Source organism: Bacillus sp. FSL W7-1360 (assembly GCF_038592975.1).
In the GTDB taxonomy this organism is placed as follows: Bacteria; Bacillota; Bacilli; order Bacillales; family Bacillaceae_D; genus Shouchella; species Shouchella lonarensis.
Window position 1 is genome coordinate 1,313,258 of the sequence record NZ_CP151950.1, and the last position, 20,900, is coordinate 1,334,157.

Below are 20,900 nucleotides of genomic sequence, written 5' to 3' on the forward strand. Positions count from 1 at the left end.
CCAGCTGTCGCCAATCTTTCCAAACAATAGCATATGACGTAAGCTTATTATAAAGGAGATACAAAAGAAAGTCAAAACGTCATATCGCTATTGTTTTGCTTTTACTTTCCGCTTCTCTGCTCGATACTTTTTTACACCTGCATACATTAAGGCGATGAATACGGCACCACCGATGGTCGCAATCACACCAATTAACGATGGGTCGAACTGACTAAGCGATTGTTGTTCATACACTTTTATAAAGTCTTCCTTCATTTTTGCAATATGTGCAGGTGCTTGTTCCAATGTAAATGATTCATGTGAAAGAAATGTAACATTTGCGTCAAGGCGCCCGATATCCTCTTGTGGCAACTGCACTTTGAGTGCTGGACGGATCATTTCATAAAAAGATGTGAGTTCGTTGACCCGATGGTAAAACGTTTGTTGCTCTACCTCAATAGCCTCCGCCAGCGCTGCAAGCTTTTGTAACATGTCTTTCTCTGTATGCAACCAAAGGGGCTGACCTCGGTTAGATAACGCATCCACGGTTAGCCGAAATGACATCACTTGCCTTTGACGTTCGTCAGGATGCAATTGCACAGCAGTTAATGCATGTAACGCATTTTCATAAGCCATCGTAAATGTTCGCAGTACCGACATGGTCCAATTCTCTTCTTGAAACTCATGTGCTAAAAAGGTGTCCGCGAACAACGACATTAACCGCTTTGCCTCTTCATACTTTTCTTGATTCGTTAACTGCAACACTTGGTTAGCAATATGATTTAATTCTTTCCATGCCTGATGATCCTTAGCGGTATTCGCCGCATTCACCATTGGCACCATAAGAAGAATTAGCAAGATCAATCCAATTAACCATTGACGCATCACTTGTCCCCCCTTCCGTTCTCTCCATCCTATGAGAAAAAAAGGAGTGATATGACTTTACAAAGGTTAGAATTCAGAAGCCCGCGTTTAAATTGTCGCATACAAAAATCAGTCACCAGAGTCCAGCGCTTCTGTTTTCTCGCTTCGTTCTGGTCTCCGTAAAAAATAAACAAGTGCAACAGAAGCTAAGCTCAATCCAAAAGTAAACAAACCAATTTGTCCGATATAAGGCATAATATAACTGCTCAACCATGGATGCATGTCAAAGAAGTAATCCATTACATCATTTAATACGACCCACGTGAACACGACCATCAAATGCCAACCTTTAATACGAAAAAACGGCATAAATAACAGTGCCTGTAACGCCATACCTGCATGCGATAATGTCAGCATCCAAATTTGCCAATGGAATGGTGCCCCCTCTATCACTTGAAACACATTCATGACAACTGCCCAAACGCCATATTTTATGAGCGTCACTGCTGCGAACGCCTGTAATAGTCCCCAATGTCGATTGAGTAAACACCCAATGAGTACGAGCACAAAAAACAAACTGGCAGTTGGGCTGTCAGGTACAAAAGGAATGAACGCAAGCGGCGTTGCTTGTAGTTGTTTCCAATACCACATGTAACCGTAAATCGTGCCAAGCCCATTGATCATAAGTAATGCCCATAAACTATAGCGATGGCCAAGTAATCCAATCATATATGCAAACATTCTTACACCCCTCACAAAAAAGCTACCCCCTTGCTAAAAAGCAGAAGGTAGCCCTCGGTATCATTCTTCTGGATTTTGACCATGGTTGGCAATATACTCGGCTAAAATCTCTAGTTCTTCATCATTGCCATCAAATTGGTCAGCTGGCATCGCGCCTTGACCGTTCTTCACGATCTCAATAACTTCTTCGGGTGTTTTTTCCGTTTCTAGCAAGTTCGGACCACCTGCGCCACCCGTCATTTGATCACCATGACAACCTATACAAGATTGTTGGGATGCATAAATCTCATAGCCTTGTGCTTCCATATCTATGTCCGTAGGCTCTTGCAACTTTCCTTGCTCTGCTGCTGCTTCCCAATCATGTTGCGCAACAGACTCCCACGTTAGAAAAACAACGGAAGCTACACCTAACAACATGAGTGATGTTGCAATCGGACGACGATACGGGCGACGTTCTTTCGATGTATCTAACCAAGGTACAAGCATCAATGCACCGAAAGCGATTCCCGGAATGACGACCGTTCCCAATACATTATACGCACCCGATGCAAATTCATATTTCAATAGCTGATACATAAATAAGAAATACCAATCGGGAAGCGGTATGTAGCCCGTATCAGACGGATCCGCTAATGACTCTAATGGTGCTGGGTGAGCCAATGTTAAAACGAGAAAACCCATTAAAAAGACCGCACCAACCATCCACTCTTTTAGTAAGAAGTTTGGCCAGAATGCTTCTGTTTTTCCTGGATACTCTGAGTAGTCTTTAGGAACATTACGCATGCGCCCTTCCGCTTTCACACGCGAGTCGCCAACATATTTCATCCCTTTTCCTCGTTGCATGAATAAACCTCCTTCTTATTGTGACTTTTACAATGGTCCTGAAATCCCTTGACGACGAATCATAATAAAGTGTGCACCTAGCAAACCTAATAACGCGGCTGGCAAGAAAAAGACATGGATAGCAAAGAATCGTGCTAACGTTGCTGCACCAACAACTTCTCCCCCTGCAAGCAATGCTTTGGCAAAATCACCGATGAGCGGCACACTCTCAGCAATCTCAAGCGTTACGACCGTTGCAAAGTACGCTTTCATATCCCATGGTAATAAGTACCCTGTCAAACCTAGACCAAGCATGACAAAAAAGATTAGGACACCAACAACCCAGTTCAATTCACGCGGCTTCTTATACGAACCGGTGAAAAAGACGCGCAACGTATGTAAAAACATCATTACGATCACTAAACTCGCACCCCAGTGATGCATCCCCCGCACAATGACACCTTGTGCAACTTCACTTTGTAAAAAATATACAGATGCATGCGCATTCACAATATCTGGTACGTAATACATTGTTAAAAACATCCCTGATAAAATTTGAATGACCGTCACAAAAAACGTTAATCCGCCAAAACAATATACAAACGCGGAAAAGTGATGCGCTGGATTCACATGCTCTGGCACTTCATGGTCTGCAATATCACGCCACATCGGTGTAATATCGAGGCGCTCATCAATGTAATCATACAACTTTTGTAACATTTACATTCACCCCCTCTTATCCTCTTCGCTTCTTCTCACCGAGGTACACTTTCCCTTCTTCCACCTTCACGTCAAACACATCAAGCGGTCGAGTCGGTGGTGTTCCAGCAATATTTTTTCCATCTTGTTCAAATCTTCCCCCATGACATGGGCATAAAAATTCTTTTTTCGCTTCTTCGTACGAGACTGTACAGCCTAAGTGCGTACAAATAGAAGAAAGGGCGACAATTTCTTCACCATCTAAGTAAATATACGCCTCACTTTTCACCGTCGATGTATACCAAGAATCAACTTGTTCAAAACTCCACGGGAATTTCTTTGGTTGATCCGTCAGTTCATCGACATCACATACATACAGCATGTCCCCTTCGCCAGCAGCGCCTGCTTTTAACGCTGGGTCTAGGGCAAATCGTACCATTGGCATTAAAATCCCGGCAGCCATAAATCCACCGACACCCGTGAGCGTATACGATAAAAACTGCCGTCTCGATACTTTATGATCCTTCTCGCTCACTTTTTCCCCTCCTAACATCTAAAATCAGCTTTGCTCATTGCTACGCGCATTAGCGCAAACGTACTAGGACGTATCCATCATACTATAAGCGCGTCCATTACGCAATATATGGTTACGAGATCACCCCGTTGTTCTTCAGGTTATCCTTCTGTCAAGAAGAATACTCAACATCGTAACAAAAAACTGTGTTTTAACCTCATTGCCATACTTCCATTAATGTAGGTAACAACGTCCGCACTTGTTGTGACAACATTTCTTGTCGGTCTTGTGCCGCCAAACTTTCTAGCGGCAACGGTGCAACGAAAAGTAGTTTCATTCCGGAAAGAGACGATTCAACTTCTTTCCATGCAGTATCCGTCGTCAGCAGTAGTATATGCTTAAAACCGGCTTCGTTCATTTCCTCACGCCACTTATTCAACCGCTCCACATGGTCATTCATCGCCTCCATGCTCGCATATGTAAATCCGGGACAATACATCATACGCCCATGGAACTGGCGCTCCACTTCTCCTGCTAACAACGCTAAAAATTCCGCTGCTTGTACAATGCGCTTTGCATCTTGTTGCCAAGTCACTTGCACAAGCGGAATCATCATCGTGTCTACGTAATCCTTTGACTGCAAATATGTATCCATGTCATCTGTTCGAAACCGCATTTAAATCCCCCTCTCGCTGTTTACCAGCTCCTTTTAGTATAACAAAAAGCAAGTGATAGAGGGAGTGCTTTCAACCATTATTCACATGAAAACAGAGCCCCTCATGGACTCTGCTTGCGTTCTTATCGCAATGCATTTAATTCTTTTGTTAACAACATGAAAGCCACTTTATCCCCCGCATCTAGCGCCTCATCAATTTCTTTTCGGAGCCGCTCTTGCTGGAAGGTCCGAACCGCTTCCGTCAAAACTGTCTCCGCTTTCTTCTCCAAAGCATCTAGACGCTCTGTATCAGGAAAATACGGATTATCTTCTAATACAGACAAATACTGCGCATATGAATCCGTGTCTGGGAAGTGCAACTCAATATACACTTCTTCCGTACGATTCAAGCGGATGTCATGAAATGCTTTCTCGCAATCCGTCGTTACATGATCGTTTTTCCGAAAAGAGAACGGGATGTGATCAACGCCTTGTGCTGAAATAATGAGTGCTTTCGGTGTTCCCTCACAACAACTCAAGAAATGCACTTTCTCCATTAATTGATCATCATTCATTAAATAATTGAGTAACCAGGAACACTCTCTTCGTTTCAGCTGATGCTTTTTGAGAAAACCTCGTAAAAATGCCTTTTTATCCACAACGGGAACGATATTACGCAATGTTCTCCCCTCCCCCAAAAGATCGTTGGCTCACCGATGATGCGGTTACTTTTTACTTGGTTACATATTCGCCTTTTCCGATAGCAAATCCTGTTTTCCCCCGCAATTTCTTTTTACAAAATTACATTTTTCACTCTGCTTCAAGTGAAGCGATCACCTCTATTAAATCAGTCCGCGCGGAATTTTGCTGTAACGCTTGTCTCAACAATAACAGCGCACGCGCGCGTTGCCCTTCTTCAAGCAGGAACAATCCATACTCGGCTAAAAAGTCACCATCTTCTCGAAACGACATATATGCTTCTTCATACTTCTTTGCCGCCTCATCATAGCGTTCTAACGCTGCATGAGCGTATGCTTCGTGCCACGTAAAAAGTACATCCACTTCCTCAAATTCGCGGGCATGTGAAATTAACTCGAGTAATTCTTCTGGACGATCTTGCTCACGTAACAGCATTGAAAGTACTTGCAGCGCCTCCACATTAGCCGGATTAAGGGCCATAGCTTGCCGTAAGTAAGGCTCTGCTTGTTCATATGCTTGTTTCTTTAATGCAAGTCTCCCCGCAAGCAGCGGCAAAGCATCATTGAATTCGTCTAGTTTCATCCCTGTTTTAACCGTTTCTAACGCTTCATCTAGACGGCCTTCTGCCTCATATGCTGCAGCCAGTGGGGCATACACACTTGTAAAATCTGGATCCAGCGTTTTTACTGCTTCCAATTGCTCAATCGCAATGACATAATCCTTTGCTTGATACGCCGTCAATCCGAATTGATGCATCGTTGTCGGCGACATTTTTTTCTCATCAGCGCTTTGCTCATATAATGCCAATGCCTCTTCAAATTGACCCGTAGCACTGTAGGCTTCTGCCAAAGCCAGTCCAACATCAATGGTGCCAAAATCCTCTCCCGAATAAAAAGCCCGTTTTAAATAAGGGATCGCCTTATTATATGCGCCTTGCTGTAGATAAAATTCCCCTAAAGCGTAAGTTAAAATCATTTCCTCTGGTGCTTCTCTATACGCTGCCAAGAGCTTTTGTTCAGCGACCTCATCCAATGCCTGTAATTGGTATAAATCAGCAAGTAATAACTGTGCTTGTAAAAAGTTTGGGTCACTTGCTTGAATTTCTAATAACAGCTCAATGGCCTCTTCCTCTTCATCAAGGTCGATCATCATCTCTGCTGCGAACATATATAGAGATCCTTCATCTGGATACAAACCGAGCAGCGTCTCCACTATTTCCTTTGCCTCTTCTAAATGCCCCAGCTCTCGATACAATTCCGCGACATAAAACAGTTGTTCATGATCATTTGTCTGTTTTGCTTGCGTTAAAATACGCAACCCTTCTTCTGTATCTCCTTGCTCAATTGCCTGCCATACACGCTCTCTTATTGTCACGCACATTCTCCTTCTCATTTCAATCTAAGTACTCCCTCTTCATTTTAGCGTAAAAAAGGAGCACCATTCAACTTTTTTCCATTACTACCCTTTAGAAATAAATTTTCTGTCGTCTTTGAAGAAAATCCAACATTTTTACAAAATGTCTATTGACTTTGTAAGCGCTTTCGTTTATGATCTAAGTAGCGTATGGTTTCTCTCCACTCCTATCCATACATGATTAGCTGCTTATGGCTAAACCCCTCCGCAAACAGACGAAGGGGTCTTTTTTAGTAAGTTCATCGTGAAGATAACCGAGACAAATGTGTGAAAAATGATGGGTACGATACATCCACCGCCTCACTATCTTCAATCACTACTTCTTTTTTTGCAATAAGCGCGGCAACAGCAAGCGCCATCGCTAAACGATGATCACCATGAGATTGGACGACACCTCCATGCAGTCGCGTCCCCCCATAAATGATCATGCCATCTTCTGTTTCCTCAATTCGCGCCCCAAGCTTCGTTAATTCACTAATGACTGTCGCAATCCTGTTTGTTTCTTTTACTTTCAACTCTGCCGCATCACAAATGACGCTTGTTCCTTCGATTTGCGTCGCGAGTACTGCCAAAACTGGGATCTCATCAATAAGCGTTGGAATTTGTTCACCAGAGATATGAAAAGGCTTTAACTGAGCCGCGTGGCGAACATGAATGTTTCCTCTGGGCTCGCCACCGAGCAATTGCTCATCTTTCAGCGTCCATTCACCACCAATTTCTTTCAATACATTCAACACGCCAGCACGCGTCGGGTTTACGCCAACATTGTTTAGGATGATCTCACTATTTGGCACAAGCGTTGCTGCTACTAGGAAAAATGCTGCAGAAGAAATATCGCCCGGTACGTTGATCGCTTGTGCTTGAAGGGCTTGTCCACCACTAACGGATACGTGTGGACCGTTACGCTGTAGCTCAACACCAAACGCATTCAGCATTTGCTCCGTATGGTCGCGCGACACATACGGTTCTGATACCGTCGTCGTTCCTTCCGCTTGCAAACCCGCAAATAATAACGCTGACTTCACTTGCGCACTCGCTACAGGTGATGCATAGGTGTGTGCTGTTAATTGCCGGCCACGTAGTGCGAGCGGTGCATATTGTCCATCTTTACGACCGTCAATCGTCGCGCCCATTTCTTTTAGTGGCCGCGTCACTCGTGCCATCGGCCTTCTCGCAATAGACGCATCACCGACGAGCGTCGCATGAAACGGCCGCCCCGCCAAAATCCCCAGCAAAAGACGGAGCGTCGTCCCTGAATTTCCGACGTCTAACACCACTGTTGGTTCCGTTAGTTCAGCGAATCCTTTACCAACAACACGTACGTGACAACCATCTTCCACAATATTAACACCTAAAGCCCGGAAACAAGCGACTGTTCGTAAGCAGTCTTCACTCGGTAAAAAACCTTCAATTGTCGTCACACCTTCTGCGATTGCTCCGAACATGACTGCCCGGTGAGAAATTGACTTATCCCCCGGGACAGTGATGGCCCCTCGTAAACCGTGGCAATTCGGATACACTGTTTGATTCATCTTTACACCTCTTTTCTAGCTGCTGCAATGTGTTTTCTCACAACAGTTGGATCAACTTCCGTCGTATACGCCTCTCCAACGGCCGACAGCAATACCATGACTAAATGCCCTTCAGTCGCTTTTTTATCTGCATGCATACGCTGCAACAAACGATCAACGTCAATGTCAGCAGGTAACGTCAAATCATAGCCAAGCTTTGTAAACCAACTTGTAAATGATCCAATTGGAAGCTGTCCTCCCCCTAATTCTTCACTGACGCTGAGCGCAATGCGCATACCGACTGCCACTGCCTCTCCATGCGTCAATACACCATAACCAAGCTCAGCCTCAAGGGCATGGCCGACTGTATGACCAAAATTTAAATATGCGCGAATCCCGTGCTCGCGCTCATCTTCAGCAACAATGGCCGCCTTGATTCGAATGGCAGATGCGATCATTTCCATCTGTGCCGCTTCAGATAGGGAAACACGTGCTGTGACATGGGTACAGAGCCGATTATAAAAGTCACGATCAGCAATGAAACCAAGTTTTACAATTTCTGCAAAACCTGAGCGCCACTCCTTGTCCGGTAATGATCGCAACAAACCCGGGTCAAACAAGACCGCTTCTGGTTGATGAAAAACACCGACGATATTTTTCCCGGTAGGTAAGTTGATCGCCACTTTGCCACCGACACTCGCATCATGGGCAAGCAATGTTGTCGGGACTTGGACAAAGCGAATGCCGCGCATATACGTACCAGCAACAAAACCGGCCAAATCGCCGACAACCCCACCGCCAAATGCCACAATGACAGACGCACGGTCGAGCTGATTGGAAAATGCATCCGTAAGGATTGCTTCATATTGAGCAAACGACTTTGACTGTTCCCCTGCAGGCACCACAAATGTCAACACACGACTTTCAGGGCTGAACGTGTCTTTTAAAGTCTGTAAATATCTCTTAGCCACTTCTGTATCAGTGACAATGAGATACGTTGTCGCCGGTGCATATGTTTCAATGTTTTTCCCCATTTGACGGAACATATGTTGAGCAATGTCCACTTGGTATGTTTTTGTCGTGGTCTTTACGTCCACCGTATACATGATTAAAACTCCTTTGCGGCTTGGCGATGTCGCTTCACCGCTGCTTGAATGATTGACAACTGATCATGACCAAACATGTCAAGCAACGCACAAGCAACTTCCCAAGCTACAACATTTTCACAAACGACGGAAGCCGCAGGAACCGCACAAGCGTCTGATCGTTCCACACTCGCCGCAAATGGCGCTTTCGTCTCAATGTCCACGCTTTGAAGTGGCTTGTATAGCGTCGGAATTGGCTTCATCACACCGCGAACAACGAGAGGCATCCCCGTGGTCATGCCACCTTCAAAACCACCGAGGCGGTTCGTTTTCCGCGTGTAGCCATTTTCTTCATCCCATATAATTTCATCGTGCACTTCACTACCCGGCAAGCGCGCTGCCGCAAAACCAAGTCCGATCTCAACGCCTTTAAACGCATTAATACTCATAACGGCACCGGCAATCTTCCCGTCCAATTTACGGTCATAATGAACATGGCTACCGAGCCCAATCGGCACGCCGGACACGACCGTTTCAACGATGCCCCCAAGTGAATCACCTGCTTGCTTCGCTTCATCAATAGCTGCCATCATCTTTGCACTTGCCGAAACGTCCAAACAGCGTACCGCCGACGTTTCCGCACGCGCTTGTAAATCCGCAAGCCCATCGTAATGAACCGCTTGTGCTTGGACGCCGCCGATCTCTAACACATGCCCGGCAACTTCGATATCACACCCACGCAACAATACTTTTGCAAGCGCTCCGCACGCGACACGTACGGTTGTTTCTCGCGCCGAAGAACGCTCGAGCACATTGCGCATGTCACGATGGCCGTACTTCACCGCACCATTCAAATCGGCATGACCCGGGCGCGGGCGCGTCACTTGACGTCGCACCTTGCCCGCTTCTTCCTCCGTAATCGGCGCAGCACCCATCACATCTTGCCAGTTGCGCCAGTCTTTATTTTCAACGACAAACGTAATCGGTGCCCCCGTTGTCAAACCATGTCTCACACCGCTTAAGATTTGGACTTGGTCGCGTTCAATTTGCATCCGGCGTCCACGACCATAGCCACCTTGGCGCCGCTTTAGTTCAACATTAATGTCATCGGCAGTTAAAGTAAGGCCCGCAGGCACCCCTTCAACAATTGCCGTTAATTGTGGTCCATGTGATTCCCCTGCGGTTAAAAAGCGCACCGGTGATCCACTCCTTCCTGCTACCGTCTATTTAAACCCTAGTCCACTTTTCACTTCATACCACGTGCCCTTTTCACTTTTCTTTAACTCTTTCCGCATACCAGCAATGATTTCTTCTAAATGCGCTCCACCTGTTTGATGCCAATGCATCGCGGCTGTCACATATAACTCACCAATTTGCGCAAACGAAAACTTATCCGTTTTTTCAGCAAGTATCTCTCGTTCTCGTTCATCCCAAAACAAGTGGAACCCACGCTTTTCAATAAACTCTTTTCGCAACATTTCATCTGGAAGCGGGATCTCGTACGCTCGATCAAAACGCCCTGCGCGATTCATTAAGCCCGGATCAATTCGATCTGGATAGTTCGTTGTTCCAATGACGAAAATCCCTTCTTTTGAAGCAGCCCCGTCTAGTGTATTTAAAAAGAACGACCGGACATGATCCGGCATCGAATCAATATCTTCAATCACCAAAATAAGTGGTGCTAAGCGACGCGCCGCTTGAAACACTTCATCAATCGTTTCACTAGATGTAAATTCAGTAATTTGCCAATAGGCGACGGGTGCTTCCACACTTCCTGCAATCGACTTCACCAATGTTGTCTTCCCGTTCCCCGGTGGCCCATATAATAGCACCCCACGCTTATATGGGATATTATATGTTGTTTGAACTACTCCTGCTTACAGTTTCCTATCGGACGCTTGAAGAAGGAGATTCTTGGGAACAGAGCGTACTTGTTAGCCTATGTCTGTACTAACAGCGGTTGCTCATCTTTACCAAGCTATCCCCGTAGTCCCTACGGTTCCTCATTCCGTAGTCATGCTAAGGCTTGTAAGCGTAGTCCTTCTGTTAGAATGTTTACGCTCGCATTGATATCGCGATCATGGTGCGTGTGACACATCTGGCAAATCCACATCCGAACGTCGAGTGACTTCTTACCGCCTTTATGACCGCAAGTAGAACAGGTTTGACTAGATGGATACCACCTGCCTACTTTGATGACTGCTCTGCCGTACCATTTCGCTTTGTATGTTAATTTTGTCACAAAGCTAGACCACGACACGTCAGAAATGCTTTTCGCTAATTTATGGTTACGCAACATGCCTTTCGCATTTAAGTCTTCGATACAGACACAATCGTGGTTTTTGATGATAGCTGTACTCAGCTTATTTAGAAAGTCGTCGCGTTGGTTCGATACGCGTTCATGTAAGCGTGCTACTTTTTGTTTTTGTTTCTGGTAGTTCTTCGCTTCAAACAGATCTACACCGTTCTTTTTCGCGTTTAAGGCACGCCGTGACAGCTTCCGTTGTTCACGCTTCAATCTCTGTTCCATTTCTGCGGTGAACTTGTTGTTGTCAACCTTGCGCCCGTCAGAAAGAATCGCAAAATCGGTGATCCCTAAGTCAACACCAACAGAAGCGCCTGTTTTTTCTAAGGGCTTTACTTCTACTTCTGCGAGAACGGATACAAAATACTTGCCACTGGGGTTTCTTCGCACCGTGGCATTTAAGATACGACCTTTGACTTCGCGGCTTTTCGCAAAGCGGACGAGACCCAGTTTAGGCAACTTGATTTTGTTGCCGACAATCGCAATATTCCCGTTTGTTCCCTTTGTTGTGTACGATTGGACCCGATTCTTTTTACACTTGAAGCGCGGTGCACTCGTTTGTTTTTTGAAGAATCGGGTGAACGAATCAGCAAGGTTTTTCAAAGTAGATTGCAAGGCAATGCTGTCCACTTCTTTTAGCCATACGAATTCCTTCTTCAACTTCGGTAATTCAGCAGAACAAGATTTGTAAGTCAATCCTTTGCCTGTTTGTTTGTATGTGTTGTTCCATTGACCTAAAAAATGGTTGAACACAAAACGACTACATCCGATGGTTTTACCAATGAGGATTTTTTGCTTCTGGTTGGGATACATTTGAAACTTATAGGCTTTATGCACGAGCTTCATCCTCTCACCTCATTCCTGGCTCAAATCATCTTATACTTAAGATGATACAACACAGAACGAGAGTTCGCAACCGGAAAGGAACATCACGACTTTGCGACCATTCCCGGGCCCGAATGTTGTTCTATCTTTCGAATCAAGCCACCAACTTGATCATAATTTGTAAGCTGAAGCGTTGGCTTTTCCGCTAATGTATAAAGGTTTTTCTCTGTCTGATTCAATTGTCTCTCTCCTCTGCTCGTTCAATAACATGAGTGTACCACGATTCGGCAAAATTTGCCCGCAGGAACATAAAAAAACACACCTCTTAAAAGAGATGTGCTCCGTCTGTCATATTATACCCACTCTTGCCCTGCTTTCGTATACGTTTGTAATTCATCGGCACGAAAGAAAATGTCAATTTCGCGGTTCGCACTCTCGACCGAGTCCGAGCCATGGACAACGTTCATCGCTACTTGCACAGCCAAATCACCACGGATGGTTCCCGGCGCTGCTTCTGCTGGGTTCGTTGCACCAATCAACGTACGCGCGACCTTAACAACATTTTCTCCTTCCCAGACCATTGCAAATACAGGTCCTGAAGTAATGAAATCGACCAACTCACCGAAAAACGGGCGCTCACGGTGCTCACCATAATGCGTCTCGGCTGTTTCTTTCGATAATGTCACAAACTTTCCAGCAACAAGCTTAAAACCTTTTTGTTCAAACCGAGAAACAATGTTCCCAATTAATTGACGTTGTACACCATCTGGCTTAATCATCACATATGTACGTTCCATATTTTTCCCTCACTTCATTTTAAATGTTAAATTTACACGAGCGCCTCTAAGTATACCAAAGTTGGCAAACGCTTACAAGGGAAAGTTGTATTTTTTACGGAGAGAGGATGAAACGCACCCCGAACCTTACTGTCTAAAAAGAACACTTATGATTCGGGGTTCCACTCAATATTTCCGCCGCGCCACATACGCAGCCACTTGTGTCAAATACATTTTTGCCTCGCACTCTGGCAGTGCATGTAAAGCAGCGTGTGCTTTTTGTAAATAACGGTCGCTCATCATTTGTGCGTAGTCAATTCCGCCAGAGTCACGCACTCGCCATAAGATTGGTTCCATATTAATGTCACTTGCCGTTTGTTCCGTTAACTCACGTTGCAACATTTCTTTTAACTGCGCGTCCGTTCGGAGCGCGTACAATGTTGGCAATGTAATATGTCCTTGGCGCAAGTCTCCGCCAGCTGGCTTGCCAAGCTGCTCATTTGTACCGACAAAATCTAAAATGTCATCCATAATTTGATACGACATGCCGATAAAGTAAGCAAATTGATAGAGCTTCTGTTGCACGAGTGCCGGTGCACCAGCAGCAATCGCGCCAAGCTCACAACTGACTGCGATTAACAGCGCCGTTTTACGTTTAATACGGCGTAAATATGTACGGAAATTTTGATCCCAGCGATATTGGTCATGAATTTGTGCAATTTCTCCACGACACATTTCATTCATCGCATTGGAAATAATCATATGTACACGCTGATCGTGAAATACTTTTGTCGTTTCAATTGCATGACCAAAAATATAATTACCTGTGTACATTGCCACCCGATTATCCCAACGCGCTTTGACGGTCGGATGCCCACGGCGAAGAGATGCATGATCAATGACATCATCATGGACGAGTGAACCCATATGAATTAACTCAAGGGCGACTGCCATGGGTGTGAGCCGCTCAAGGTCATATGTGCCAAATTTCCCCGCCAATAATACGAGTACCGGTCGAATCCGCTTTCCACCCGCACGTAACAAATCTGTCGCTGCTTCTCGCAAAACAGGGTGTTGTGCAGCAAGGGTCCGAGTCAGTTCTTGCTCAATATACGTAATGTCTGCTTGAAACTGCTTATAAATGTTTGCTAAATCCATAAATGCCACCCTAATGCAGCACATATACTGCGTCGTTTTTTCTTTATCAAGATTGTGTGCCTACCGTTCCCCACTCTTCAATACGTGAAACACGGTTTGGTATAAATCCTTCTTCATAACAAAGTTGGAAATAATATAATAGTCCTTTTTGTTGTGGTGCTGACCATTCGTAACATAAGTCACGAAAGTATTGTTGCCAAAATGGCCGCGCCACACGATGATTGGTTGCCATCTTTTTACTTAATTGCGCATAAACATTCGTACGTGCCTCCGTATAGCTTTCCCTAAATTGCTTGTACAACGCACTAACGAGTGTTGATTTCTCGTAAGCAACAGCTTTCCGAACTGCAAAAAGTGCGTATGTCATCGGTAATCCTGTCCATTGATACCAAAGTTCACCGAGGTCATATACATAGGGCGCGATGCTTTGCGCCCGCGCAACAATCGCATCATCACCAATAAGCAGTGCTGCCTCGTGATCACGTAACATCTCCCTTAATTGCGGACGCATTAATTGATAAGTCACATCCACTTGGTAAAACTGTTTCAATATGAGCTTTAATAAATGAACCGTTGTTTCAGAACTCGTTGTCAATGCCACCTTGTTTCCCGAGAGAGAAGGCAATGGTACTTTTGAAAACAACAACAGAGAATGCACAGCACCTGCACTACTCACACACAAGTCAGGTAATAACACATATTCATTCGCATGCATGCCGTAAGAAAAAGATGAGATTGCTGCCACATCGACTGCGCCAGTTGCCAAATGCTCGTTCACTTGCGCAGGCACATCACGTATAAATGTCATACCTTCCGTGCGACACTTGTTCCGATCAATATATTCAAAGAAAGGGCGCATATTTGCATAATGAATTTCCCCAACTTTTAAAGCCATGTTCAGCCCTCCTCGCATCATGAACGATTAAAAGAACAACCATAAATCTCCAAGTGCAAACAAAAACAGCACAACACTTAATGTCCCGTTCATCGGAAAAAACGCCACTTGCACTTTTGATAAATCGTTTTCTGAAACAATCGCATGCTGGTAGATCATAATTACACCAGTACATAATACCCCTAATGCATATAACCAATTTAACGGTGTGACAAAGTATAGTGCAACAAAAAAACAAAAACTCATGACATGAAACAGCCGTGCAATAAAGAGCGCTCGCTTCACACCAAACATGCTCGGAATTGAATGTAAACCTTTCTCCCGGTCATACGTTGCATCTTGCGTTGCATACACAGTGTCGAACCCGGCAAGCCAAAATAACACTGCAAAGAACAAACAAAACGATGCAACGGATAGTTGTCCCGTGACCGCCACCCAACCACCTAATGGCGCGATACCAATTGTCATCCCTAGCACAACATGACACAACCACGTAAACCGCTTTGTGTAAGAATAGAAAACGAGAAAAAAGACTGCGATTGGCAGCAAAATGACAGATAAAAGGTTTAACTGAGCGGCAGACACAAACAACAACAGGAACGACGCAGTAATGAAGATCCACGTATCAAATGCAGTCAACTTGCCGGCAGGAATTTCTCGCTTCGCTGTCCGTGGATTGTCTTTATCAAACGTTGCGTCAATGACACGGTTCAAAGCCATTGCCGCACTCCTCGCTCCAATCATGGCCATCGTCACCCAAAACCATTGCCAAACAGTAGGCACATGTCCCTGCACCATCAAACTACCGAGAATCATGCCTAAAAAAGCAAATGGCAAGGCGAAAATGGTATGCTCAATCTTGATCATTCGCAAAAACGACTTTATTTTTGTCACAACAACGATACCCCTCTACGACTTACATTTGTGCGGTTTATAACCAGCATGCATGGCTGCCACGCCGCCCGTGTAACTTTTTACTTTCACATCAACAAGCCCCGCTTCACGAAACATCTCTGCTAACTTCTTTCGGTCTGGGAACGACATCGTTGACTCTTGTAACCACGCGTATTCATCATATTTTTTTACAAAGACTTTGCCAATGAACGGCATGATATACTTAAAATAAACGAGATACAGTTGTTTAAAAACAGGAATGGTTGGTTTGGACGTTTCTAAACATACGACTTGTCCACCCGGCTTCACGACACGACGCATTTCTTTTAATGTCTGTATATAATCAGGGACATTCCGAAGACCAAACCCAATGGTCACATAATCAAATGTGTCGTCTGGATATGGTAATGACATCGCATTGCCACAAATAAGCTCAACTTGATCGAGACGTAACGCATCGACTTTTTCTTGCCCAACCGAAAGCATATTTTCACTAAAATCCAAGCCAATGACGCGCCCTTTTTCTCCGACCTGTTTCGCCAAAGAAATCGTCCAATCCGCTGTTCCGCAACACACATCAAGTGCAGATGCCCCCGGCATAACTTGCATCCGCTTCATCGTATCTTTGCGCCATGCAACATGGCGCTGTAAACTAATGACTGAATTCATCATATCATACTTTTTGTGAATAGATTGAAAGACTTCATGGACACGCGCTTCTTTTGTTTGTTTCATTTAATGCAGCTCCTTCTCACATATGACCATCATGGCTGTAATCGCTGGCATAAATTGTGGGAATGCTTGTGCATATGTGCGTAGTCGTGTACAAATCGCGATCTTCGTTTCGTGCCATACCGCTGCTTGAATATCTAATGAACGCTCTTGTGCTAATGCTAGTCGCAATGGTGTATGCGCATGTGTATGAATTGCTGACTCCTCTTTCAACATCGCTGAAAGCAAAATATAATCTACAAATAATCCCTCATACGCCTCTTGACCGACTTGCTTTAAAATCTCTCTTGTCAAAAGGGAACGCACATCCCTCACCTGTGCAAGTCTTGTGTCAAAAGAGACCGTCTCGTTCATGTAACTTGTCATTTTTTGTTCATAAATTTGTTGTAGCGTACATCCGAATAACGCAATCATATCAAATGCATTTACTGCCGCTAAAGCCTTGTAGTATAGCGCACTACAATAATCGCCCGCTAATACATATAACTGTCGCTCCCTTTTTTCCTCATCTGATAAGCGATCTTGTAATGAGACTTGCTCGTGAATGTCTCCGCCTGCTTCCACACAACTCGCTGCCAGTGTAATCCCTTGCGCACGTACTTGTGGCATCTTTTCACATAACACAGTATATAGCAGCCATAGTAACCACGGGTCTGGTGAGACATCTTCGGTTATCACTTTTAAATCACCATGATGAACCAATTTCTCAAATGCTTGTACCAACATCGCAGATACTTGCTCAGGTGTCTCTTTTTTAGTCATCCTTCTTATCCTCTCTACATCTTCATTATAGCACATGGTGACTGTGCACTGACATCAAAATCATGATGCACTGACATTCATCTTACTGTACCAGATTCAATACTTCTGCTCGTGCTGTCGCATCCTCTTCAAACATCCCTCGTACGGCCGTTGTGACCGTTTTTGCGCCCGGCTTTTGTATCCCACGCATAGACATACACATATGCTCGGCTGATACAATGACCATCACGCCTTGAGGCTGCAACGCTTGCATGAATGTATCAGCCAACGTTTTTGTCATCCGCTCTTGTACTTGGGGGCGACGTGCCACAGTATCGACTGTGCGTGCCAATTTACTCAAGCCAGTGACAATACCATTGCTTGGAATATACGCAATATGTGCCTTTCCAAAAAAAGGAACCAAATGATGTTCACACATCGAATAAAAGGGAATATCTTTTACAAGAACAAGTTCTTCATGCGATTCAGCAAACACCGTTTTTAAATGCTCTGATGGATCTTCATAAAGACCGCTAAACATTTCTCCATACATCTTCGCTACCCGCTTTGGTGTATCTTTCAGTCCTTCTCGGTCTGGGTCTTCTCCGACCGCCTCTAAAATCATTTTTACGGCCTGTTGTAGTTTATCGTGGTTGATCATCCTTTGCCCCTCCATCAAATCAGAAATCAGAGATCAGAGGACAGAAATCTGACATCTGATCTATCTAAAGCTCCTTCTAAATCGTAGCAAAAGAACGCCAGAAAAGCAAAAAGAACTCATCGCGTGTGCAATGAGTTTTTTCTTGCTCCGGGTTTTTTATAAGATGATGGCAATTAAACCACCTGACCCTTCGTTAATGATTCTCTCTAACGTCTCTTTCAGTTTGTAGCGGGCATTTTCTGGCATCAATGACAGCTTGGCAGAAATCCCTTCTCTCACAATTGAATTGAGGGAACGGCCAAAAATGTCAGAGTTCCAAATTGAGAGCGGATTTTCCTCAAAGTCTTGCATCAAATAACGAACCAATTCCTCGCTCTGCTTTTCTGTACCGATAATTGGTGCAAACTCTGATTCAACATCGACTTTCACCATATGAATCGATGGTGCAACTGCTCTTAACCGGACACCAAAGCGTGATCCTTGGCGAATAATTTCTGGTTCATCTAAACTCATCTCCGACAGTGCCGGTGCAGCAATCCCGTACCCTGTTTGTTTGACCATCCGTAATGCATCAGACACTTGATCATATTCAGACTTCGCATGGGCAAAATCTTGCATCAATGAAAGGAGATGGTCTTTACCGCGAATTTCTACACCAACCACTTCTTTCAACACTTGCTCATACAACTCATCTGGCGCATACAAATCAATTTCTGCAATCCCTTGCCCCATTTCAATCCCAGCTAACCTTGCTTCTTCAATAAACTCAAACTCTCCAAAGTGACTTACAACCCGATCTACATCACGAAGCCGCTTAATATCTTTCACTGTCTCACGAACAGACTGCTCATAGTTTTCTCGAAGCCAGTGATCACTCTTTAGTACCATCACCCAGCTTGGTAAATTGACATTCACTTCATGCACTGGGAATTCGAACAACACTTCTCGTAATACACTATTAATATCATAATCGCTCATCGCTTCAATGCTCATAGCTAGCACAGGGATGTCATACTCTTCTGCTAAAGACATCCGCAGCTGCTCTGTCTCAGGGTGATGTGGTCTGATACTATTAACGACCATAATGAACGGTTTGCCAACCTCTTTTAATTCCTCAACGACACGTGCTTCAGACTCAACATATTCTGATCGAGGAATCTCTCCGATGGTGCCATCTGTCGTAATGACAACCCCAAGAGTAGAGTGCTCTTGAATGACCTTTCGCGTGCCAATTTCTGCAGCTTCTTGGAAAGGAATTGGCTCCTCATACCACGGTGTGTGAATCATTCTTGGTCCATTTTCATCCTCATACCCTTTCGCCCCGGGTACAGCATAACCAACACAATCCACCAGACGAATATTTACATCCAGCCCTTCATCTACATGAATCGACACCGCTTGATTTGGGACAAATTTCGGCTCTGTCGTCATAATCGTTCTGCCTGCAGCAGATTGTGGTAGTTCATCTTGCGCGCGAACCTTATCCGCTTCATTTTCAATATTTGGTAATACAACAAGCTCCATGAACTTTTTAATAAATGTTGATTTTCCAGTGCGAACAGCGCCCACAACCCCTAAGTAAATATCGCCACCCGTTCGCTCTGCGATATCTTTAAAGATATCTATCTTCTCCAACAAGATCCCCTCCCATGTCAAGTAAAATTGATGCAGCCGAGTCTCCCAAGCTCTAACCACTACCATGTCTATGACATTGTCCATTTATTATGACTAACTGCATGGAAATTTTTTCGCCCTGCACCCCATACGAGATGGGAGGCGATACAAAAAATGCCCCTTCCATTGATAGTGTATCAACGAAAAAGGCAAAATAGACCTTGTTTTTCACTTATACTCGGACTCACTCTAAACCGCGATCATAGATGATTTCTCCTTCTTTATCAAGGGAATACGGGACAGAATGTGCCGGGGCATACGGAGACTCTTCGTATAATAATGGACGTAAATCAATGCCTTCTTCAGGAATCTCAGCAGCATCCTGCATATACATTGTTAAATCCATCTTATAATCAATGACCACATCGCCTTCGTTCGTGTATAACAATGGCAAGCGGATTGTCTCATGATACGGACTTTGCACGTAAGGAGCTTCTTCATATCCCAAAGCCTCAAAGTCTAATGTAAATAATCCTTGATCAAGTGTCTCCTCAACAGGTGCGTATGTATGCGCCCGACGATAATCGCGCACCCGTTCTTGTAGTTCACGAATGACCTTCACACTCGTTAAGTCAATCACTTTTACTTGCGGATCGTCCTCTACGTTGACAAGCACATACTGATGTGTCCCCCCGTTCTCAAACGCCGTTCCTGGAGGGGTCTGCATATACCGTGGAACCAATTGACTAAAGTCAATGACATAACGGTGATACATCGGGATCGACTCATCGAACGTCCGAATGGGCAATCCTCCGTTGTCTACTTGAAATTGCTCAATGGCCGTTTGAACACTCGCTAATTGATCCGGATAGGTTATTTGGTTTTCAACCCGCTGCTCATTCGGGAAAAAACAGCCACTAAACAACACGATACATAAACTAGCAAAAACAAGCTTTAGTCGATCCTTCATTGATCCACCTCTTTCTCTTATAGACTATGCTTTTGACGTTGGTCCACCAACAACAATATAAAATACAATGACACCTGCAATGAGCAAACAGCAAAAAGAAACTGTCAGAACCATTTTCGCGGCTAACCCAGATAACTTTGTCCGCGCCCATAACGCAGTGCCTGCTGAAATAAACATTAATAATAAACCAACAAACGATATGTACATATTCAACATTGCTTGAGACATCTTCACACCCCCATCCTCGTCATTATAACATAAATATGGGCAAAAAAAGGAGAGCCAGGAACAGAATGGGGCATTCTGCTCCTGGCTTGACTAAATCCTTTTTGCTAATGCCCTTTTTA

The 20,900-nt window shown here is 44.5% G+C and carries 23 protein-coding genes and 1 pseudogene; all 24 read right to left on the bottom strand.

The annotated features are described in order from the left end of the window. Nucleotides 1-87 precede the first annotated feature (87 nt). The 24 genes and pseudogenes from NSQ26_RS06525 to NSQ26_RS06640 all read right to left on the bottom strand — a co-directional run bounded on the left by NSQ26_RS06525 (nucleotide 88) and on the right by NSQ26_RS06640 (nucleotide 20,781). Nucleotides 88-864: a sporulation protein YpjB gene (locus NSQ26_RS06525; RefSeq protein ID WP_499719839.1), complete on the bottom strand. Its 777-nt coding sequence runs from the start codon at nucleotides 862-864 to the stop codon at nucleotides 88-90. A gap of 108 nt (nucleotides 865-972) precedes the next feature. Continuing rightward, nucleotides 973-1,584 (bottom strand): DUF1405 domain-containing protein, encoded by a 612-nt coding sequence (locus NSQ26_RS06530; RefSeq protein ID WP_499719841.1) that lies wholly within the window; start codon nucleotides 1,582-1,584, stop codon nucleotides 973-975. Nucleotides 1,585-1,644: 60 nt separating this feature from the next. After that, on the bottom strand, nucleotides 1,645-2,427 hold the full coding sequence (locus tag NSQ26_RS06535) for a menaquinol-cytochrome c reductase cytochrome b/c subunit (protein ID WP_090775590.1): 783 nt from the start codon (nucleotides 2,425-2,427) through the stop codon (nucleotides 1,645-1,647). Between the two features lie 27 nt (nucleotides 2,428-2,454). Then, complete coding sequence (gene qcrB, locus NSQ26_RS06540) at nucleotides 2,455-3,126, bottom strand: menaquinol-cytochrome c reductase cytochrome b subunit (RefSeq protein ID WP_090775589.1); 672 nt, start codon at nucleotides 3,124-3,126, stop codon at nucleotides 2,455-2,457. Between the two features lie 16 nt (nucleotides 3,127-3,142). Further along, a complete protein-coding gene (locus NSQ26_RS06545) occupies nucleotides 3,143-3,640 on the bottom strand; it encodes a Rieske (2Fe-2S) protein (RefSeq protein WP_499719843.1) in 498 nt (165 codons plus the stop codon). A gap of 196 nt (nucleotides 3,641-3,836) precedes the next feature. Further along, the gene (locus NSQ26_RS06550; RefSeq protein WP_499719845.1) at nucleotides 3,837-4,295 is read right to left on the bottom strand and encodes a YpiF family protein; all 459 of its coding nucleotides are present in this window, start codon (nucleotides 4,293-4,295) and stop codon (nucleotides 3,837-3,839) included. Nucleotides 4,296-4,417: 122 nt separating this feature from the next. Continuing rightward, nucleotides 4,418-4,954 (bottom strand): ReoY family proteolytic degradation factor, encoded by a 537-nt coding sequence (locus NSQ26_RS06555; protein WP_499719847.1) that lies wholly within the window; start codon nucleotides 4,952-4,954, stop codon nucleotides 4,418-4,420. A 130-nt stretch (nucleotides 4,955-5,084) separates the two neighbouring features. Beyond that, on the bottom strand, nucleotides 5,085-6,353 hold the full coding sequence (locus tag NSQ26_RS06560; RefSeq protein ID WP_499719999.1) for a tetratricopeptide repeat protein: 1,269 nt from the start codon (nucleotides 6,351-6,353) through the stop codon (nucleotides 5,085-5,087). 272 nt (nucleotides 6,354-6,625) lie between these two features. Continuing rightward, complete coding sequence (gene aroA, locus NSQ26_RS06565) at nucleotides 6,626-7,918, bottom strand: 3-phosphoshikimate 1-carboxyvinyltransferase (protein WP_499719848.1); 1,293 nt, start codon at nucleotides 7,916-7,918, stop codon at nucleotides 6,626-6,628. A gap of 2 nt (nucleotides 7,919-7,920) precedes the next feature. Further along, on the bottom strand, nucleotides 7,921-9,003 hold the full coding sequence (gene aroB / locus NSQ26_RS06570; RefSeq protein ID WP_499719849.1) for a 3-dehydroquinate synthase: 1,083 nt from the start codon (nucleotides 9,001-9,003) through the stop codon (nucleotides 7,921-7,923). Between the two features lie 2 nt (nucleotides 9,004-9,005). Next, the gene (gene aroC, locus NSQ26_RS06575; RefSeq protein WP_499719851.1) at nucleotides 9,006-10,178 is read right to left on the bottom strand and encodes a chorismate synthase; all 1,173 of its coding nucleotides are present in this window, start codon (nucleotides 10,176-10,178) and stop codon (nucleotides 9,006-9,008) included. Between the two features lie 27 nt (nucleotides 10,179-10,205). Further along, a pseudogene (locus tag NSQ26_RS06580) lies at nucleotides 10,206-10,841 on the bottom strand (AAA family ATPase); the annotation flags it as partial. A gap of 155 nt (nucleotides 10,842-10,996) precedes the next feature. Continuing rightward, nucleotides 10,997-12,133 carry an IS200/IS605 family element RNA-guided endonuclease TnpB gene (tnpB, locus tag NSQ26_RS06585; RefSeq protein ID WP_499719852.1) on the bottom strand — a complete coding sequence of 379 codons (1,137 nt, stop codon included), beginning with the start codon at nucleotides 12,131-12,133 and terminating at the stop codon, nucleotides 10,997-10,999. Nucleotides 12,134-12,216: 83 nt separating this feature from the next. Further along, entirely contained in the window at nucleotides 12,217-12,351 is a 135-nt protein-coding gene (locus NSQ26_RS06590) for a hypothetical protein (RefSeq protein ID WP_499719854.1), read from the bottom strand. Between the two features lie 114 nt (nucleotides 12,352-12,465). Next, nucleotides 12,466-12,909 carry a nucleoside-diphosphate kinase gene (ndk, locus tag NSQ26_RS06595; RefSeq protein WP_499719855.1) on the bottom strand — a complete coding sequence of 148 codons (444 nt, stop codon included), beginning with the start codon at nucleotides 12,907-12,909 and terminating at the stop codon, nucleotides 12,466-12,468. Nucleotides 12,910-13,074: 165 nt separating this feature from the next. Continuing rightward, nucleotides 13,075-14,046, bottom strand: coding sequence for a heptaprenyl diphosphate synthase component II (hepT, locus tag NSQ26_RS06600; RefSeq protein WP_090775578.1), 972 nt, complete (start codon nucleotides 14,044-14,046; stop codon nucleotides 13,075-13,077). Between the two features lie 46 nt (nucleotides 14,047-14,092). Next, on the bottom strand, nucleotides 14,093-14,941 hold the full coding sequence (locus tag NSQ26_RS06605; protein ID WP_499719857.1) for a menaquinone biosynthetic enzyme MqnA/MqnD family protein: 849 nt from the start codon (nucleotides 14,939-14,941) through the stop codon (nucleotides 14,093-14,095). A 27-nt stretch (nucleotides 14,942-14,968) separates the two neighbouring features. Further along, nucleotides 14,969-15,835 (bottom strand): UbiA-like polyprenyltransferase, encoded by an 867-nt coding sequence (locus NSQ26_RS06610; RefSeq protein ID WP_499719858.1) that lies wholly within the window; start codon nucleotides 15,833-15,835, stop codon nucleotides 14,969-14,971. 15 nt (nucleotides 15,836-15,850) lie between these two features. Next, nucleotides 15,851-16,570 (bottom strand): demethylmenaquinone methyltransferase, encoded by a 720-nt coding sequence (locus NSQ26_RS06615; protein ID WP_499719859.1) that lies wholly within the window; start codon nucleotides 16,568-16,570, stop codon nucleotides 15,851-15,853. Continuing rightward, nucleotides 16,571-17,329, bottom strand: a complete 759-nt coding sequence (locus tag NSQ26_RS06620) for a heptaprenyl diphosphate synthase component 1 (protein ID WP_499719861.1) — start codon at nucleotides 17,327-17,329, stop codon at nucleotides 16,571-16,573. A gap of 82 nt (nucleotides 17,330-17,411) precedes the next feature. After that, a complete protein-coding gene (folE, locus tag NSQ26_RS06625; protein ID WP_499719863.1) occupies nucleotides 17,412-17,969 on the bottom strand; it encodes a GTP cyclohydrolase I FolE in 558 nt (185 codons plus the stop codon). A 156-nt stretch (nucleotides 17,970-18,125) separates the two neighbouring features. Continuing rightward, nucleotides 18,126-19,604: a stage IV sporulation protein A gene (gene spoIVA / locus NSQ26_RS06630; RefSeq protein ID WP_090775573.1), complete on the bottom strand. Its 1,479-nt coding sequence runs from the start codon at nucleotides 19,602-19,604 to the stop codon at nucleotides 18,126-18,128. A 223-nt stretch (nucleotides 19,605-19,827) separates the two neighbouring features. Next, nucleotides 19,828-20,553 (bottom strand): YphF family lipoprotein, encoded by a 726-nt coding sequence (locus NSQ26_RS06635; protein WP_499719865.1) that lies wholly within the window; start codon nucleotides 20,551-20,553, stop codon nucleotides 19,828-19,830. A 24-nt stretch (nucleotides 20,554-20,577) separates the two neighbouring features. Further along, entirely contained in the window at nucleotides 20,578-20,781 is a 204-nt protein-coding gene (locus NSQ26_RS06640; RefSeq protein WP_090775571.1) for a DUF2768 domain-containing protein, read from the bottom strand. Between the last annotated feature and the right edge of the window lie 119 nt (nucleotides 20,782-20,900).

Coding starts and splice junctions, on each gene's coding strand:
- ndk (WP_499719855.1), bottom strand. CDS start 12,909: ATGGAACGTACATATGTGATGATTAAGCCAGATGGTGTACAACGTCAA.
- folE (WP_499719863.1), bottom strand. CDS start 17,969: ATGATCAACCACGATAAACTACAACAGGCCGTAAAAATGATTTTAGAG.
- qcrB (WP_090775589.1), bottom strand. CDS start 3,126: ATGTTACAAAAGTTGTATGATTACATTGATGAGCGCCTCGATATTACA.
- tnpB (WP_499719852.1), bottom strand. CDS start 12,133: ATGAAGCTCGTGCATAAAGCCTATAAGTTTCAAATGTATCCCAACCAG.
- NSQ26_RS06635 (WP_499719865.1), bottom strand. CDS start 20,553: ATGAAGGATCGACTAAAGCTTGTTTTTGCTAGTTTATGTATCGTGTTG.
- NSQ26_RS06560 (WP_499719999.1), bottom strand. CDS start 6,353: ATGTGCGTGACAATAAGAGAGCGTGTATGGCAGGCAATTGAGCAAGGA.
- NSQ26_RS06530 (WP_499719841.1), bottom strand. CDS start 1,584: ATGTTTGCATATATGATTGGATTACTTGGCCATCGCTATAGTTTATGG.
- NSQ26_RS06615 (WP_499719859.1), bottom strand. CDS start 16,570: ATGAAACAAACAAAAGAAGCGCGTGTCCATGAAGTCTTTCAATCTATT.
- aroB (WP_499719849.1), bottom strand. CDS start 9,003: ATGTATACGGTGGACGTAAAGACCACGACAAAAACATACCAAGTGGAC.
- aroA (WP_499719848.1), bottom strand. CDS start 7,918: ATGAATCAAACAGTGTATCCGAATTGCCACGGTTTACGAGGGGCCATC.
- NSQ26_RS06525 (WP_499719839.1), bottom strand. CDS start 864: ATGCGTCAATGGTTAATTGGATTGATCTTGCTAATTCTTCTTATGGTG.
- NSQ26_RS06605 (WP_499719857.1), bottom strand. CDS start 14,941: ATGGCTTTAAAAGTTGGGGAAATTCATTATGCAAATATGCGCCCTTTC.
- hepT (WP_090775578.1), bottom strand. CDS start 14,046: ATGGATTTAGCAAACATTTATAAGCAGTTTCAAGCAGACATTACGTAT.
- NSQ26_RS06535 (WP_090775590.1), bottom strand. CDS start 2,427: ATGCAACGAGGAAAAGGGATGAAATATGTTGGCGACTCGCGTGTGAAA.
- NSQ26_RS06550 (WP_499719845.1), bottom strand. CDS start 4,295: ATGCGGTTTCGAACAGATGACATGGATACATATTTGCAGTCAAAGGAT.
- NSQ26_RS06620 (WP_499719861.1), bottom strand. CDS start 17,329: ATGACTAAAAAAGAGACACCTGAGCAAGTATCTGCGATGTTGGTACAA.
- NSQ26_RS06640 (WP_090775571.1), bottom strand. CDS start 20,781: ATGTCTCAAGCAATGTTGAATATGTACATATCGTTTGTTGGTTTATTA.